Source organism: Kordiimonas lipolytica (assembly GCF_042651265.1).
Classification (GTDB): domain Bacteria; phylum Pseudomonadota; class Alphaproteobacteria; order Sphingomonadales; family Kordiimonadaceae; genus Kordiimonas; species Kordiimonas lipolytica.
The window spans coordinates 48,032-62,224 of record NZ_JBHSCR010000013.1; the positions used below are offsets into that span (position 1 = coordinate 48,032).

Below are 14,193 nucleotides of genomic sequence, written 5' to 3' on the forward strand. Positions count from 1 at the left end.
AACAAATCCCCGGATGCTGAAAATTTGGCACACCGCCAATCTTGATGTCGTGCGCGCCGACGTCCCTGACCTGACGCTCAGGCAGATGACGCTGCTGTTGACGGTCTATATGACCAAAGACCCGCATACCGTCCGGGGGCTTGCTGCCAAAATGAATGTGACCAAGCCGGTTATCACCCGGGCGCTTGATACATTAGGGCAGCTTGGGTTCCTGAAACGCAAGCGCGATGAAAAAGACCGCCGCAATGTGCTGGTGCAGCGCACCGTCAAGGGCGCCGTGTATCTGAGCGAACTATCCGACCGCATTGTCGCCGCCGAGAAACAGGTGGACGACGGAGAAGGCGGCTATGAGTGACCTGCTGCATGGCTTTGGCCTGCCGCCGCTCTATGACCCCAACGACCTCCTGAAAAGCAGCAAGAGCCTCCTTGGGGGCAGCATTATCGACGGACTTGGCGCCCGACCGATTGCGGCCGTCAAGGCAGAGCCTGATCAAGGCGCTGAAACCGTAAATGAGCTACTGTACAGCGAGCCAGTGCAGATCCTGGCGGAAGTGCCTGGCTGGTGGTTTATCGTTAACCTGATCGACGGCTATATGGGCTGGGTACCAGATAGTGCCGTCGACGAATTCGATGTTCTGCCAAGTCACCGAATATCGGCGCCCCTGTCGCACGTGTACCGCGAGCCGGACCTGAAATCCGCGCCTGAGGTTGTGCTTCCCATGGGGGCATTCGTCAGCCTGCCGGGGGTATCGGAAAACGGTTTTTCGGAGCTGCATGTGGGCGGCTGGATTTTCAATAAGCACGTCACCCCTGTGGGCCACGGCAAGGCCGACCCCGTGGATACCGCTGAAAGCTTCATCGGCTCGCCGTACCTGTGGGGTGGGCGGTCCAAGCTGGGTATCGACTGTAGCGGACTGGTGCAGACAGCACTTGCCGCCGCCGGATACCGCGTGCACCGCGACAGCGGCGCGCAATATGCAAGCCTCGGGCGCGCACTTGAGGTGGGAGAGACACCCGCGCGCGGGGACCTGGCTTTCTTCCCCGGGCACGTGGGCTTCATGATCGACGGCGTGCATCTGCTGCATGCCAACGCCACCCACATGATGGTCACCATCGATCCGCTTGAGGACGTGAAGGGCTGGGTCGCAAAGGAAATGGCGGACAAGGGCCGCACCGGGCCCGCCTTCCTGGGCTTCAGAAGGCTTTAAAATCAAAAACGGCGACCCAGATGGATCGCCGCTCTTAGAAATCTGTTCAGCTGAAGCTGGCTTATTCGCCAGCTGTTTCTGCTGCTTCCATGGCTTCACCCGCAGCTTCTTCAGCCGCTTCAACAGCTGGCAGCTCCAGTGGGCTGTCAGAGAAGCTGTTCAGGTACGCCATCAGGTCAGCGCGCTGGTCTTCCTTGCGGATACCGGCGAAGGACATGCTGGTGCCTGCGAAAGTGTTTTTCGGGCTCATGAGCCACGCATCCATCTGTTCCCAAGTCCAGGTACCTTCCTGACCGGAAAGAGCGCTGGAATAGCCGAAGCCCGCATGACCACCGATCTGACGGCCCATCACACCATAAAGGTTCGGACCAGTGCGGTCGCCTTCGCCTTTGCCAATCGTGTGGCAGGCTTTACATTTAGCGAACTGACGCTCGCCTTTGCCAGCGTCTGCAACAGCCAGCAGCTCAGCCAGCGATGGACCTTCTTCAACAACAGCGTCGGTTGCTTCCTCAGACGCCACTTCGATGGTGTAGGCTGGTTTGGTTTCTTCTTCGTGGAACACGGTTTCGGAAACAGTCGTGATCACCATGATCAGCAGTGCCGCAGAAAGGACAGCTGCAAAGACTTTGTTTGATTCTAATGACACAGGCTCTTCTCCTTGCAGGCGAGCAAGCTTAAATTCTCTCCCAGCCAGTCCATTACCCCTGACAGATAGATGACCGGCTAATTCGCGCGCGACAATAGCCGCTGATGGGCATCTTATTCAAGTCGTCATTTGCACGATTTTGCCAGCTTAGGCCAAAAAATCGCGTTTTTTGGCACCTTTTTCGTGCGACAAAGCGGCGCACCACCTGAATCAGCCGCAGGAATCAGGCCTTTGCGCCGTTCCTGCATTGACTCGCGCAAACCAGCTTGGCACTAATCTCAACCGCACACTTTTATTCAGCCAAGAAAGAAATCTCCGTTATGGCAAGCCAAAGAGCACAGGACACAGACAACCTGATCGCCTTCCAGGGCGAACTTGGGGCCTATTCCCATATGGCGTGCCAGGCGAAATTTCCGACCATGGAGCCCTTATCGACACCAAGTTTCGAGGATGCCCTGGCCGCCGTGCAGCAGGGGCGCGCGCGCCTTGCCATGATCCCGATTGAGAATTCTACCGCCGGACGGGTGGCTGATATCCATATCCTGCTGCCTGGCAGTGGCCTCTATATCATCGGCGAGCATTTCGAGACCATCCGGCACTGTCTGTTGGGTGTCAAAGGCACGGATGCGTCCATGCTGAAGACCGTGAAAAGCCACGTCCAGGCGCTTGGGCAATGCCGCAAGAACCTCCGCGCGCTTGGGCTGGAGCGCCTGCCCTTTGCCGACACGGCCGGGTCGGCAAAGCATGTGGCGGAACTGGGCGACGAAAGCGTCGGCGCCATCGCCAGCGAACTGGCGGCCGAGGTTTACGGCCTTGAGATCATTCAGAAAAACTTCCAGGACGAAGGCCACAACACCACCCGGTTTGTGGTGCTCTCGCGTGAGCCGCTTTCGGCCGAAGAGCTGTCCGGCCCGGTGATGACCAGCTTCACCTTCGAAGTGCGGAACATCCCGGCGGCACTTTATAAGGCACTGGGCGGCTTCGCCACCAACAGTGTCAATATGACCAAGCTGGAAAGCTATTACGAATCGGACAGCTTCACTGCGACCGAATTTTATGCAGACATCGAAGGCCATGAAGGCATGGAAAATGTCCACCGCGCGATGGAGGAGCTCAGGTTCCACACCAAGCGCGTGAATGTGCTTGGCACCTATGAGCAGGAACGCCGACGCGGGCTGACCTGATCCTGTTTCCATAGTTTCATTTGCCCCGGCACCGACTATCCATTACGCTTGGCGTGAGCTGAGATTGGTTGGGTGAACCGTGCGGATAAAGTCTCTACAGACCGTTGTGGCCCTATTGGTGCTGATAGGAATTGCATCACCGATATCGCATGCGCAGGACCAGGCCAGCGCAAAGCCTCTCAGCTTCTGCTATCAAGACATTGAGCTGTACCCGAATTACACCGGCGCGTCCGAAGCGGTGCCTGAAAAAGACCCGGGCATCCTTGTGGAACTGGTGCAGCTGGTCGCCGCAGACGCAGGCCTTGATGTCACCTTTGCCCGATACCCATGGAAGCGATGCCTGGCACTGATGAAGCTTGGAAGGATCGATAGCGTGATCGCCTCTTTCCGCCCGGAACGGCAGGAATCCATGGTTTATCCCATGCTGGACGGCAAGCCGGACAACCGCCGCATGATCGTGCTGAACGGGTATTATCTTTATCAGAAACGCGGGAAACCACCCTATTGGGACGGGCGCCAGATTCTGGAACCAAATATCGTGATCGGCGCACCGCTTGGTTATTCAATCACCGCTGCGTTGAAAGACCAAGGCCTGAACATTGTTGAGGCAGGCACTACCGAAGGGCTTATGCATATGCTTGCCTATGACCGCCTGCAGGCTGTCGCCGCACCCGGCGCTGCGGCAGACACCCTTTTGCGCCAGAACGCATCCGACTATGGCGGCATCATCAAGGTCTCTGATCCCCTGAAGGTCAATCACTATTTCATTGCCTTCAGCCACCAGTTTTTTGACAAGAACCCAAGCGCGGCAGATCAGCTGTGGCAAGCAAGCCCCATGGTTCATGCCACCCACTTCGAACGCCTGCAAACCAAATATGCCCTGCCGACGGGCGCGGCCGCCAATCCATAAATTTGGCCGCTCCAGCACCCCATAAAGGAACAATCAGCATGAAAACCATCGGCCTTCTGGGCGGCATGAGCTGGGAATCCACGGCCACCTATTACCGGCTGTTGAATGAGGGCGTCAAAGACGCGCTTGGTGGCCTGCATAGCGCAAAGGTCCTGCTGCACAGTGTCGACTTTGACGAGATCGCAACCATGCAGCGCGAGGGCGCATGGGACGCCGCTGGCGACCTTCTTGGAAAGGCAGCCGCCGGGCTTGAGGCGGCGGGCGCGGACATGACGCTTATCTGCACCAACACCATGCATCTGGTGGAAGGAGCCATCCGGGCGCACACTGGTATCCCGCTTCTGCATATCGCGGACGCCACAGCTGAGGCCGCGAGGGAAAAGGGATTCCAAAAGCTCGCGCTTCTGGGCACCAGCTTCACCATGGAGCAGGATTTCTACCGCGGGCGTATCGCCGACAGGTTCAGCATTGAGGTGATCACACCAGACGCTGCCGACCGCCAGATTGTGCATGACATCATCTATGACGAGCTCTGCCAGGGCGATATCAGGGATACGTCGCGTGCGGCATATCTTCGGATCATCGACAGCCTGCACGGCCAAGGCGCCGAGGCCATCATCCTCGGCTGCACCGAAATCGGTCTGCTTATAAAGGACGACCACACAGACGTGCCACTTCTGGATACCACTGCCATCCACTGCGCGGCGGCAGTAAAGGCCGCGCTCGCCTAATGCCCCGCGTCCGGCAGCAGGAAATGCTTGCGCGCCAGATCGCTCCCCAGCGTCTCGTCCTTATAGTAGTCCGCAAGGAACGGGGGTGATTTCCGCATCAGGTCAGGGTTCGCGGCAAGAAACTCATCAAACGACTTGGCCCCGCACGCCAGTTGCTTTTCATGGATAATGAACATGAATGCCCAGGTAACCGTTTCATGGTAGCGGTCCCCAAGGCCGTAGGCGATATCCCATGCCAGCAGTTCGCGCGCCATGGTATCGCACGCCTCGCCAAGCGGCAGCCGCGTCGCATATATCCAGCCCACCCGCAGGTGGGCTTCGTGGGTGAATTCCTCTCGCGTGAGACGGTGGCTTTCAAAGGCCTCAATCAGCTCATCGTCGGTCATGCGGCATCCTTCACCATGGCCCCATCAGGCAAAACATAATGGTACCGCGCCCGATCGCTCGCAAGCGTTTCCGCGCGGTAGTACCGAGTCAGGATCGACGGCTTCGCCACCAGATCGCGGTTCTTCCCAAGGAAGGCCGCAAAGGTTGCCGCAGGATGGGCGGCCTGCCGCTCTGCGATCAGCAGCATATAAAACCAGGTGATGGTCTCGTGGTATTTGGCTTCAGCCTCCAAGGCGCGCGTATAGGCACGAAGGGCACGCCCGAACTTCTCGATTGCCTCCGCGAGCGGGTAGCGCATCACATAGATCCAACCCATGCGGATATGGGCCTTATGGTCAAACAGTTTGGGGTCAAGGCTTGCATCCTCAAACGCTTTCAGAAATTCCTCGTCATTCATCGTCTATCCTTTCGTCGTGATCTCGGGCTTTTGCCTCATTGTTCGGTCAGCTTATGGCTGTGGCTGGCGTCAAGGTCACAGTCATAGACCTTTTTTAGCGCGGCAATCTTGGCGCGCGTCTCATCGGAAAAAGGCGGGGTCTTGCCATCAAACGCATGCAGCACGATGCCCTCGAGAAGGTCGCCGAGCGATATATCCAGATATTCCGCCGTACCCTTGAGCACCTTCACCAGCCGCTTTTCCATGCGTACGCCAGTTTGAACGCGTTCCACTTTCATCGACAATTCCTTCGCCTTATGTTGTTTTGTTACCCGTGTACCATGGTAACATAAAAAATACAATACGAGAGAATCCTGGGCATGCATCGCCAAAAATCAGGGATTAAATCAGAAGGTCAGCCAGTCGCCGCCCTGGCCTTTTTCAATAATTTCGGCAAGGCCCGCGATCTCCACCGCTGGGCGGGCGATCAAGGACGTGACATCAATGTCGTGTTCGCGGAGCGCGGCTTCGCACACCAGAAAGCGGGCATCAAGCGCTGCAAGGCCGTCCATCAGGATGCTGCTGTCGGCGACGCCCTTTTCCTCCAGCGCCGCGTCCATCTCAGGTCCCGTCGCACCGGCCTGTGTCTTCAGGCTGTCCCATCCGCCAGCCGTCAGGAACGGCGTCGCGGATTTGGAGAAAAAGAAGGTCACGGGCCTGCCCATGGCGGATGCCGTTGCGCCCATCATCAGCGCCATATGGATACGCTCAGGGTCGTTGCTGATCACCATCAGGGTCATGGGCCGCTTTAGATCAGATGATTTCGCCATCAGCTTTTCCCCTTCGCGCAGGCCTTGCAATTGGGGTCCTGCGGCAGGTTAACCTTGCGCATGCTCATATCGCGCGCATCCATGATCAGCATCTTGCCCGCAAGGCTTTCGCCCACGCCGGTGATCTCCTTCAAAACCTCCAGCGCCTGCATGGTGCCCACCATACCCGCGACCGCACCCAAAATGCCGTGGTCGGCACAGGTGCCGGTGCTGTTCGGCGGCGGCGTGTGCGGCAGGAAACAGCGATAGCACGGCAAGCCTTCCCCCGCATGCGGTTTGAAGGTGGCAAGCTGCCCCGTGTAGGACGACAGCGCGCCGGAGACGAGCGTGGTTTCCATTGCCACGCACATGTCGCTGATCAGGTGCCGAGTCCCGAAATTGTCCGTGCCGTCGGCCACGATGTCATAGTCGGCCATAATGCTGATCGCGTTGGCCTGCGTCAGGCGCTCGGGATGCACATTCACCGTCACATCGGGGTTGAGCACCCGAATTTTTTCGGCCGCGCTTTCGACCTTGGACCGGCCAACATCGGGCGTGGTGTGGATCACCTGCCGCTGCAGGTTCGAAAGCTCGACCGCGTCATCGTCCACGATGCCGATGGTGCCAACACCCGCCGCCGCCAGATAGAGAAGGAGCGGTGACCCAAGGCCGCCCGCGCCCACCACAAGGACCTTGGCATTCAGGAGAGCCACCTGCCCCGCGCCGCCTACTTCCTTGAGGATGATATGGCGCGAATAGCGCTCCAGCTGGTCGTCGGTGAAATCCATGAAAGTCTACTCAAGCACTGGTGCTTCAGGTGCGTAATCCTGGTGGCAGGCCGCACAGGCGCGCAGCATGTCATCAAAAATCTTGCGCTGGCCTACGATGTCTTCGGCCTTGGCTGCTGCCTCAAGCGCGCGGGCCATGGCGTGAAATTCCTTGTCGCGAGAGACGAACTCCTCACCCAGGACCGCTTCCAGCTCCCGAAGGTCCAGCGTGGTGACCTCCTTCTGCATGATGAAGGCCTTGTCCATGTGGGACGCGAATTCCTTGACGCGGGCATGGTCTTCAACCGCCAACGCGGCCTCAATGCCGCGGCCCGCATTGGCCAGCATCAGCATCTCATGCTTCAGGAAACCGCGCATATGGTCCGAAAGCTCAAGCGCCGGGGCGTCTTCGGGCCCACTGCTCGAAAGCACGGCGCCGCCTGTAACCGCGAGGCCGGAACCCAGGAAAATCAGTGCTGCGATTTTACGTTTCATAGGAATCCCTCTTCATCAGTTCTTTACAAGCATCGACCATAAAACATGCAGACTTCGCCCAAAATCAGGCCAAATGACAAAAATACATTTGGGACAAAGCTTAAAAGCGCAGCAACATAGTCCTTCTTCCAAATGGAAGCCGAAGAAATAGCTGGGAACGCACCGATCACTAGATAGTCATACTGCGCCCCAAATGAAAACAGTTCCTCATTGATAATTACCGAAATTGTGGTCATCAAAACATTCAACCCAAATGCTGCAGCCAGCCATTTGAAGAAGGATGCCACTTTCTATTTCACACCTGTTGAGCCGAAACCGCCCGCGCCGCGCGCGGTCTCATCCAGCTCCTCAACCTCTGCCCACGCGCCTTGCGTGACCGGGGCGATGATCATCTGGGCGATGCGCATGCCGCGCTCAATCGTAAAAGGCTCGTTCGACAGGTTCACCAAAATCACCTTCACTTCGCCGCGATAGTCGGCATCAACGGTGCCCGGCGTGTTCAGCACCGTCACACCGTTCTTGGCGGCTAGGCCGGAGCGTGGGCGCACCTGCGCTTCAAAACCCGCGGGCAGCGCCATGGCAAGGCCGGTTGGGATCATGGCACGCTCAAGCGCACCGAGCGTGATGCTTTCGCCTTCCGCCAGCGCGGCATACAGGTCCATCCCGGCGGATTGCTCAGTCTCATATTTCGGCAGCGGCAAGCCTTTGCCGTGCTCAAGCGTTTTGACCTCAATCACCACTTTACTGTCGCGCATTCGCGTTACCCCTTCAGTATCTCTGCAATCTTGAGCGCGAGCCTGTCGGCCACCGCACCTTTTTCCATTTTTGGCCAGCTTTCGGCACCCGCCGCGCTGATCAGATGAATCTCGTTATACTCGCCGCCCATGATGCCGGTCGCAGCCGAGACATCATTCGCCACGATCAGGTCGCAGCCCTTGCGCGCGCGTTTTTCTGTGGCGTGCTCGATCACCTTTTCGGTTTCAGCAGCGAAGCCCACCACCAGCGCCGGGCGGCCTTCGGTCATGCCGGAAAGCCCCTTCAGGATGTCTGGGTTTTCGCCGAACTCGAACGACGGTGTACCGTCCTTGGATTTCTTCAGCTTCTGCGCGCCGCCGTTTTTCACATGCCAGTCCGCGACCGCCGCAACGCACACGGCGATATCTGCTGGAAGGGCTGCGGTCACGGCCGCTTCCATCTCACGTGCTGTTTCCACGTCCACGCGGGTCACGCCCGCGGGCGTTTCCTGCGCGCATGGCCCTGCCACAAGCGTGACATTGGCACCAAGGCGGCAAAGCGCCGCCGCAACCTCAAAGCCCTGACGGCCCGAGGACCGGTTGGCGATATAGCGCACGGGATCAATGGGTTCATGGGTCGGCCCGGCGGTCACGACCGCGTGCTTGCCGCTGAGCAACAGGTTGTCGCCACCGAAAAAGTCTTCGACCGCGGCGACCATATCCATCACTTCCGCGAGGCGCCCCGGCCCCACTTCGCCGCAGGCCAGCATGCCGTCGCCGGGCTGCACCACATGGATGCCGTCGCCCCTAAGCGTCTCAAGGTTTCGTTTGGTCGCCGGATGGTCCCACATCTGGGCGTTCATGGCGGGTGCGATCATCACAGGCTTGTCTGTCGCGAGAAGGATCGTGCTGGCCAGGTCATTGGCGATGCCGTTTGCCATCTTGCTCATGAGATCAGCCGTCGCGGGCGCGATCAAAATCAGGTCAGCTTCGCGGCTAAGGCGGATATGCCCCATCTCGGCTTCGTCCTTCAGCGAGAAGAGGTCCGTATAGCATTCATCACCCGTCAGGGATGCCACCGAAAGCGGCGTGATAAATTCCTGCCCGCCCGCGGTCAGCACACCGCGTACGCTTGCGCCGCGCTCCATCAGGCGGCGCGCAAGGTCAAGCGCCTTGTAGGCCGCGACCCCGCCGCCAATGATCAGCAGTATTCTCTTACCCTTGAGCATAAAGCGCCCTTTTCAAAAAACCGGTCCCCGACATATAGGCGGGAACCGGTTGTGTCTCAAGGCGGATTTATCCGCACAAGGCTGTGATAACGCCTCAGCTGTCGCCCGACGCTGCGCGGTTGTCCAGGCTGAACTCACCGCCGCCAAAGCGCATCAGGAACAGGAATGCACCTGCCATGGCCAGATTCTTCAGGAACATGGTCTGCTGGGTTTGGTCGGCGAAATCCGCATGGAACATCACGGCGGTGACAAGGCAGAAGCCCGCCAACAAGAAGGCCACAAGCCGCGTCTTGAAGCCGATCAGGATCGCGATCCCCGCCAGCAATTCAAAAAGCGCGGCGGGCCAGAAAAGGAAGCCCGGCACACCGGCAGCTTCCATATATTCGGTCATGCCCGCGCCGCCACTTGCGACCTTGGCGAAACCGGCACCGATAAAAATAAGCGACAGGAACAGGCGGCCCAAGGGGGCCGCGAATGGGTCAAACTTCGATAACAGATTATCCATAAATCCCTCCCCTGTTATGGAAGGGACAGTGTCTGCCAAATTGTGTGGGGGCGCAAGTACTAGGCGATAAGCGTTGGCGCAGGGTAGAAAGTCATCCCTATTTCCCCTATCAACCACAGAAACCAATTCCCTGCAGGAAGGCTTCCAAATGGCTAGCGAAACAAACAAGAATCATTGGATCAGGCTGGGAACCGTTGTTGGCGTGCATGTCGCAGGAGGGGTTTCCCTCCTTGCCTTAGTGCATATTTTTGACCTGACTGACGAGACGCTGACCTATCTGGCCTTCGGGCTGCTCATAATCGTGGCAAGCCTGTTAATCTGGTCTCTCATGTTGTTCAGGTGCCCCTTCTGTAGAAAGAACCTGATCATCAGAACTATAGTCCTGTTCGAGAGGAATATACCCTGCTCCAACATGTTTTGGGCACCAAATGAGTGTCCGAAATGTGAGAAGAGTTTGCCCTGATTTCTTCTTCCTAAAGCATCAGAATTTTGAGGATGGCGGCGCCGGTTATAAGGCCGAGCGCGAAAGGCCAAAGGCCGACCTTGGGTGCGGGCGCGGGTGCGGCTTCCCAGTCATCGTCTTCAGTCGGTTCTTCATCCTCTTCCGACAACCACTTTTCAATACGGTGCGGCAGGCGTTCAAGGAAGCGCGGAAGGTTCGCCACCATGTCGGCGAGGCGCGCTTCGGGAGACAGGTTGGCACGTATCCAGCTTTCAATCACCGGTTCGGAGATTTGCCACATGTTGGCCGTGGGGTAGAGATGCAGCGCCATGCCTTCGGCCATCACCATCGTGCGCTGCAGAAGAAGAAGCTGCGGCTGTGTCTGCATCGAAAAACGCTCGGTGGTGGCGAAAAGCTGGGCCAGCAGTTGCCCCGCGGAAATCTCTTCCACCGGCAGGTCCATGATCGGGTCGGCGATGGCGCGGAGGGCCTGCGCGAATTCTTCCAGGCTTTGGTTCTTGGGCACATAGCCCGCGTCGAAATGCACCTGCGCCACGCGGATGTAATCGCGCCGGATGAAACCATAAAGGATTTCCGCGAGGAACTGGCGCTCGCGCTTTGAAAGCCGCCCCATGATGCCGAAATCGATGGCGGCGATGGTGCCATCGAGCTCCACAATCAGGTTGCCCTGGTGAAGGTCGGCGTGGAAGAAGCCGTCCCGAAGCGCTTGCGTCAGGAACACCTGCACGACCTTCTTGCCCAGGGCTTCAAGGTCATGGCCCGCGGCTTCAAGCGCCCCACGGTCGGCGAGGCGCACGCCGTCGATCCACTCAAGCGTCATCACGCGGCGGGCCGTGTGGTCCCATTCGATATGCGGCAGGCGGTAGCCGCTTTCCCCGCGCATGTTTTCCGCGAGCTCTGCCGCCGCCGCGGCCTCAAGCCTGAGGTCCATCTCGCGAAGGGACGTTTCCTTGACCTTGTCGACAATCTTGGTCAGGCGCAGGCGGCGCGCTTCCTTGACATTCCGCTCGGCGATGCCCGCCAGCCAGTCAAACAGCTTCAGGTCACGCACGAAGCGGGCTTCGATATCGGGCCGCAGCACCTTCACCGCCACCGGCACGCCTTTTTCGGTCACGGCCTTGTGGACCTGCGCGATTGAGGCAGCCGCCACTGGCACTTCCCCGAACGACAGGAAATGGTCCTCTAGCTTGCCGCCAAGCTCGGCCTCAATCGTGGCGCGGGCTTTCGCGAACTTGAAGGGCGGCAGGCGGTCCTGCAAGGTGGTCAGCCCTTCTGCGAGCGGGCGGCCCACCAGGTCTGGCCGGGTAGCCAGCGTTTGCCCAAGCTTGATATAGGCCGGCCCCATGCTGGCCAGCGCAAGCGCCAGACGTTCGCCGTCTGACTTTGGCAGGCCGAACCTGTGCGGCACATAGAAAGTGAACAGGCGAAGAAGCCTTGGCGCCCACGCGGGCACCAGATCGATGCCAGCGAGCGCACGGATGGCACCGAAGCGGCGAAGGCCCACGGCCATCATATAAAGCTGGAAAAGATATCCAATCGTGCGCACGCGCCTGTCCCCTATCCGCCGCTTATTAAATCCGGGTGCCCTGATGGATCGCCACGATGCCCGCAGACATGGTGCGATATTTCACGCGACTGAAGCCAGCTTCCCTGATCATGGCCGCAAACTTGGTGGGCGTGGGGAAGCGGCGGATCGATTCGACAAAATATTGGTAGCTGTCGCGGTCCTTAGTGATGAACTCACCCATCGCCGGGATCGCGTTGAAGCTATAGGTGTCGTAGGCGTTCTGCAGCACGGGCACCACTTCAGGGCTAAACTCCAGGCAATAGAAGGTGCCGCCGGGCTTCAGCACGCGGTAAGCTTCTTCAAGCGCCTCGTTGATGCGGGTCACGTTCCGGATGCCGAAAGAAATCGTGTAGGCGTCAACCGACCGGCTGGCGAAGGGCAGCTTCATGGCGTCACCGCAGACAAACTCTGCCCGATCCGCGTAGCCCGCCTTCTCAGCCCGTTCCTTACCTACCGCCAGCATTTCGGCGTTGATATCGCACACCGTCACGGTGCCGCCCTTTGCCGCGTCAAGAAAGCGGAAGGCGATATCGCCGGTGCCGCCCGCGAGATCGAGCAGATGCATGCCGGGCCGGGGGTTGACCGTGTTGATCAGCGAATCCTTCCACAGACGGTGGATGCCCATGCTCATCACGTCATTCATGATGTCATAGCGCTTGGCCACGGAGTTGAACACGCCCTTGACCATGTCGGCTTTCTTGTCTTCGGCCACGGTCTTGAACCCGAAATGGGTGGTGGCCTCGCCCTCAGTTGGGGCCTGGGTGTGTGATTCGCTCATCTTATCGTCTTTGCTGCTTGACATTATGGTGGCTTGCCCTGTCATTTTGGCGGACCATAGCCCACGCGGCGGCCATGCGCCAGCCTCGTTTATAGTATAAGGACGAACGCGACAAAATGCCCGAACTCCCCGAAGTTGAAACCGTCAGGCGCGGCCTTGTGCCGGTTCTTGAAGGCGCTGTCATCAAAAGCGCTGCGGCAAACAGGCCGGACCTTCGCCTGCCCATCCCGGTCGATTTCGCTGAGCGTCTTACGGGCAACCGCATTGAGCGGCTCACCCGCCGGTCCAAATATATCCTGATCGAATGCGCCGACGGCCTTGTGGTGATCCTGCACCTGGGGATGTCAGGGCGCGTAACCATCACGCCCGCGGGAAGCCCTGCGCCTGAGGTGGGCAAGCACGACCATGTGGTGATCGTGACCGACCGCGGCGATCATATTGTTTACAATGACACGCGGCGCTTCGGCATCATCACCTTCACAAGCCGTGACGAGATGGACAGCCACCCGCTTCTGAAGAACATCGGGCCGGAGCCGCTCGGCAACCAGTTTAACCTAGATGTGCTGAATGCTGGCCTCAAGGGCCGCAAGAGCAGCATCAAGGCCGCGCTGCTGGACCAAAAGCTGGTGGCGGGGCTGGGAAATATCTATGTGTGCGAGGCGCTGTGGCGCGCGGGCATCAGCCCGAAGCGCACCGCCGACAGCGTGGCGGGCAAGCGCGCCGAACGGCTGTTTCCGATTATCCGGGAGGTTCTGACACAGGCAATTGAGGCCGGGGGATCAACGCTGAAGGACTATGCCCGCGTGGACGGAGAGCTTGGTTATTTCCAGCACAGCTTCCAGGCCTATGGCCGCGAAGGAGAAGAGTGTTCAAAGCCCGGCTGTGGTGGTACGGTCTCGCGTATTGTGCAGTCGAATCGATCCACATTCTATTGCCCAAGTTGCCAGCGATGAAGGGAAACCGGTAAACCATGCGCCTATTGCCAGCACTGTTGATCCTGCTCCTGAGCCTTTCCGCGCGCGCCGAGGAAAGCTTCATCGACGGATTCCCGGATGTACCCATGTTACCGGTGATTCGTTCCATTGAGGGTGAACCCGTTGTGTTCGACACCCCCGGCGGGACAGTGGCGGAAGCAACCTTGATGCTTGAAGGCACCGCCGCCAAAGCCATGGAATCATACAGGGAATCGCTGACCGCCCTTGGCTGGACATGTGACAATCCAACAACCGCAATGCATTGCTGGCGCGAAGAGAATCGGCTCACCTTCAAACATCCTGCCAACAATGAAGCCGGTGACCGGCTTATCTTGCGCCTCGAACCCAAGCAGTGACGAAATATGGGGCGCTACACCCCATTCCCGATAAAGGTCTTTTCAAATGGCTTCGAGGGCAGTAGGAGTCTCAG

General features: G+C 58.8%; 20 protein-coding genes. 7 read left to right on the top strand and 13 right to left on the bottom strand.

Translation table 11 applies throughout. The features are described from left to right. Positions 1-13 precede the first annotated feature (13 nt). The gene (locus ACFO5Q_RS11935) at positions 14-355 is read left to right on the top strand and encodes a MarR family transcriptional regulator (RefSeq protein ID WP_068149142.1); all 342 of its coding nucleotides are present in this window, start codon (positions 14-16) and stop codon (positions 353-355) included. Continuing rightward, a complete protein-coding gene (locus tag ACFO5Q_RS11940) occupies positions 348-1,208 on the top strand; it encodes a C40 family peptidase (RefSeq protein WP_068148844.1) in 861 nt (286 codons plus the stop codon). The genes ACFO5Q_RS11935 and ACFO5Q_RS11940 overlap by 8 nt, the downstream gene beginning before the upstream one ends. Positions 1,209-1,269: 61 nt before the next feature. Here ACFO5Q_RS11940 and ACFO5Q_RS11945 read toward each other — a convergent pair whose 3' ends face one another. Beyond that, positions 1,270-1,854, bottom strand: a complete 585-nt coding sequence (locus ACFO5Q_RS11945) for a c-type cytochrome (protein ID WP_068148847.1) — start codon at positions 1,852-1,854, stop codon at positions 1,270-1,272. A 320-nt stretch (positions 1,855-2,174) separates the two neighbouring features. On the opposite strand from ACFO5Q_RS11945, the gene ACFO5Q_RS11950 reads away from it, so the two are divergent. The 3 genes from ACFO5Q_RS11950 to ACFO5Q_RS11960 all read left to right on the top strand — a co-directional run bounded on the left by ACFO5Q_RS11950 (position 2,175) and on the right by ACFO5Q_RS11960 (position 4,679). Continuing rightward, on the top strand, positions 2,175-3,038 hold the full coding sequence (locus ACFO5Q_RS11950) for a prephenate dehydratase (RefSeq protein ID WP_068148851.1): 864 nt from the start codon (positions 2,175-2,177) through the stop codon (positions 3,036-3,038). A 79-nt stretch (positions 3,039-3,117) separates the two neighbouring features. Continuing rightward, the gene (locus ACFO5Q_RS11955) at positions 3,118-3,948 is read left to right on the top strand and encodes a substrate-binding periplasmic protein (RefSeq protein ID WP_082719925.1); all 831 of its coding nucleotides are present in this window, start codon (positions 3,118-3,120) and stop codon (positions 3,946-3,948) included. A 38-nt stretch (positions 3,949-3,986) separates the two neighbouring features. Then, complete coding sequence (locus tag ACFO5Q_RS11960; RefSeq protein ID WP_068148857.1) at positions 3,987-4,679, top strand: aspartate/glutamate racemase family protein; 693 nt, start codon at positions 3,987-3,989, stop codon at positions 4,677-4,679. Here the strand turns inward: ACFO5Q_RS11960 and ACFO5Q_RS11965 are convergent. The 12 genes from ACFO5Q_RS11965 to ubiE form a co-directional block, all read right to left on the bottom strand. Next, positions 4,676-5,065 carry a hypothetical protein gene (locus ACFO5Q_RS11965; protein WP_068148860.1) on the bottom strand — a complete coding sequence of 130 codons (390 nt, stop codon included), beginning with the start codon at positions 5,063-5,065 and terminating at the stop codon, positions 4,676-4,678. The genes ACFO5Q_RS11960 and ACFO5Q_RS11965 overlap by 4 nt on opposite strands. Continuing rightward, positions 5,062-5,463, bottom strand: coding sequence for a hypothetical protein (locus ACFO5Q_RS11970; RefSeq protein ID WP_068148862.1), 402 nt, complete (start codon positions 5,461-5,463; stop codon positions 5,062-5,064). The genes ACFO5Q_RS11965 and ACFO5Q_RS11970 overlap by 4 nt, the downstream gene beginning before the upstream one ends. Before the next feature lie 35 nt (positions 5,464-5,498). Next, positions 5,499-5,741 carry a hypothetical protein gene (locus ACFO5Q_RS11975; RefSeq protein WP_068148865.1) on the bottom strand — a complete coding sequence of 81 codons (243 nt, stop codon included), beginning with the start codon at positions 5,739-5,741 and terminating at the stop codon, positions 5,499-5,501. 108 nt (positions 5,742-5,849) lie between these two features. After that, positions 5,850-6,272 carry a DsrE family protein gene (locus ACFO5Q_RS11980; RefSeq protein ID WP_068148867.1) on the bottom strand — a complete coding sequence of 141 codons (423 nt, stop codon included), beginning with the start codon at positions 6,270-6,272 and terminating at the stop codon, positions 5,850-5,852. After that, complete coding sequence (locus ACFO5Q_RS11985; protein ID WP_068148870.1) at positions 6,272-7,039, bottom strand: HesA/MoeB/ThiF family protein; 768 nt, start codon at positions 7,037-7,039, stop codon at positions 6,272-6,274. The genes ACFO5Q_RS11980 and ACFO5Q_RS11985 overlap by 1 nt, the downstream gene beginning before the upstream one ends. Positions 7,040-7,045: 6 nt before the next feature. Next, on the bottom strand, positions 7,046-7,513 hold the full coding sequence (locus ACFO5Q_RS11990; protein ID WP_068148873.1) for a cytochrome c: 468 nt from the start codon (positions 7,511-7,513) through the stop codon (positions 7,046-7,048). Positions 7,514-7,536: 23 nt separating this feature from the next. Next, a complete protein-coding gene (locus tag ACFO5Q_RS11995; protein ID WP_068148877.1) occupies positions 7,537-7,800 on the bottom strand; it encodes a hypothetical protein in 264 nt (87 codons plus the stop codon). Positions 7,801-7,803: 3 nt separating this feature from the next. After that, complete coding sequence (gene dut, locus ACFO5Q_RS12000) at positions 7,804-8,268, bottom strand: dUTP diphosphatase (protein WP_068148880.1); 465 nt, start codon at positions 8,266-8,268, stop codon at positions 7,804-7,806. Between the two features lie 5 nt (positions 8,269-8,273). Next, the gene (coaBC, locus tag ACFO5Q_RS12005; RefSeq protein WP_068148883.1) at positions 8,274-9,476 is read right to left on the bottom strand and encodes a bifunctional phosphopantothenoylcysteine decarboxylase/phosphopantothenate--cysteine ligase CoaBC; all 1,203 of its coding nucleotides are present in this window, start codon (positions 9,474-9,476) and stop codon (positions 8,274-8,276) included. Between the two features lie 94 nt (positions 9,477-9,570). After that, a complete protein-coding gene (locus ACFO5Q_RS12010) occupies positions 9,571-9,981 on the bottom strand; it encodes a DoxX family protein (protein ID WP_068148886.1) in 411 nt (136 codons plus the stop codon). A 473-nt stretch (positions 9,982-10,454) separates the two neighbouring features. Continuing rightward, positions 10,455-11,990, bottom strand: coding sequence for a 2-polyprenylphenol 6-hydroxylase (gene ubiB / locus ACFO5Q_RS12015; RefSeq protein ID WP_068148893.1), 1,536 nt, complete (start codon positions 11,988-11,990; stop codon positions 10,455-10,457). A 25-nt stretch (positions 11,991-12,015) separates the two neighbouring features. Then, positions 12,016-12,789, bottom strand: coding sequence for a bifunctional demethylmenaquinone methyltransferase/2-methoxy-6-polyprenyl-1,4-benzoquinol methylase UbiE (gene ubiE, locus ACFO5Q_RS12020; RefSeq protein WP_068149146.1), 774 nt, complete (start codon positions 12,787-12,789; stop codon positions 12,016-12,018). A gap of 116 nt (positions 12,790-12,905) precedes the next feature. Here ubiE and mutM point away from each other — a divergent pair, with 116 nt between their 5' ends. Together mutM and ACFO5Q_RS12030 are read left to right on the top strand one after the other, a co-directional pair. Then, positions 12,906-13,742: a bifunctional DNA-formamidopyrimidine glycosylase/DNA-(apurinic or apyrimidinic site) lyase gene (mutM, locus tag ACFO5Q_RS12025; protein WP_068148897.1), complete on the top strand. Its 837-nt coding sequence runs from the start codon at positions 12,906-12,908 to the stop codon at positions 13,740-13,742. Between the two features lie 17 nt (positions 13,743-13,759). Next, positions 13,760-14,119: a hypothetical protein gene (locus tag ACFO5Q_RS12030; RefSeq protein WP_068148900.1), complete on the top strand. Its 360-nt coding sequence runs from the start codon at positions 13,760-13,762 to the stop codon at positions 14,117-14,119. Positions 14,120-14,193: the final 74 nt, after the last annotated feature.

Coding starts and splice junctions, on each gene's coding strand:
- ACFO5Q_RS11935 (WP_068149142.1), top strand. CDS start 14: ATGCTGAAAATTTGGCACACCGCCAATCTTGATGTCGTGCGCGCCGAC.
- ACFO5Q_RS11940 (WP_068148844.1), top strand. CDS start 348: ATGAGTGACCTGCTGCATGGCTTTGGCCTGCCGCCGCTCTATGACCCC.
- ACFO5Q_RS11950 (WP_068148851.1), top strand. CDS start 2,175: ATGGCAAGCCAAAGAGCACAGGACACAGACAACCTGATCGCCTTCCAG.
- ACFO5Q_RS11960 (WP_068148857.1), top strand. CDS start 3,987: ATGAAAACCATCGGCCTTCTGGGCGGCATGAGCTGGGAATCCACGGCC.
- ACFO5Q_RS11965 (WP_068148860.1), bottom strand. CDS start 5,065: ATGACCGACGATGAGCTGATTGAGGCCTTTGAAAGCCACCGTCTCACG.
- ACFO5Q_RS11970 (WP_068148862.1), bottom strand. CDS start 5,463: ATGAATGACGAGGAATTTCTGAAAGCGTTTGAGGATGCAAGCCTTGAC.
- ACFO5Q_RS11975 (WP_068148865.1), bottom strand. CDS start 5,741: ATGAAAGTGGAACGCGTTCAAACTGGCGTACGCATGGAAAAGCGGCTG.
- ACFO5Q_RS11980 (WP_068148867.1), bottom strand. CDS start 6,272: ATGGCGAAATCATCTGATCTAAAGCGGCCCATGACCCTGATGGTGATC.
- ACFO5Q_RS11985 (WP_068148870.1), bottom strand. CDS start 7,039: ATGGATTTCACCGACGACCAGCTGGAGCGCTATTCGCGCCATATCATC.
- ACFO5Q_RS11990 (WP_068148873.1), bottom strand. CDS start 7,513: ATGAAACGTAAAATCGCAGCACTGATTTTCCTGGGTTCCGGCCTCGCG.
- dut (WP_068148880.1), bottom strand. CDS start 8,268: ATGCGCGACAGTAAAGTGGTGATTGAGGTCAAAACGCTTGAGCACGGC.
- coaBC (WP_068148883.1), bottom strand. CDS start 9,476: ATGCTCAAGGGTAAGAGAATACTGCTGATCATTGGCGGCGGGGTCGCG.
- ACFO5Q_RS12010 (WP_068148886.1), bottom strand. CDS start 9,981: ATGGATAATCTGTTATCGAAGTTTGACCCATTCGCGGCCCCCTTGGGC.
- ubiE (WP_068149146.1), bottom strand. CDS start 12,789: ATGAGCGAATCACACACCCAGGCCCCAACTGAGGGCGAGGCCACCACC.
- mutM (WP_068148897.1), top strand. CDS start 12,906: ATGCCCGAACTCCCCGAAGTTGAAACCGTCAGGCGCGGCCTTGTGCCG.
- ACFO5Q_RS12030 (WP_068148900.1), top strand. CDS start 13,760: ATGCGCCTATTGCCAGCACTGTTGATCCTGCTCCTGAGCCTTTCCGCG.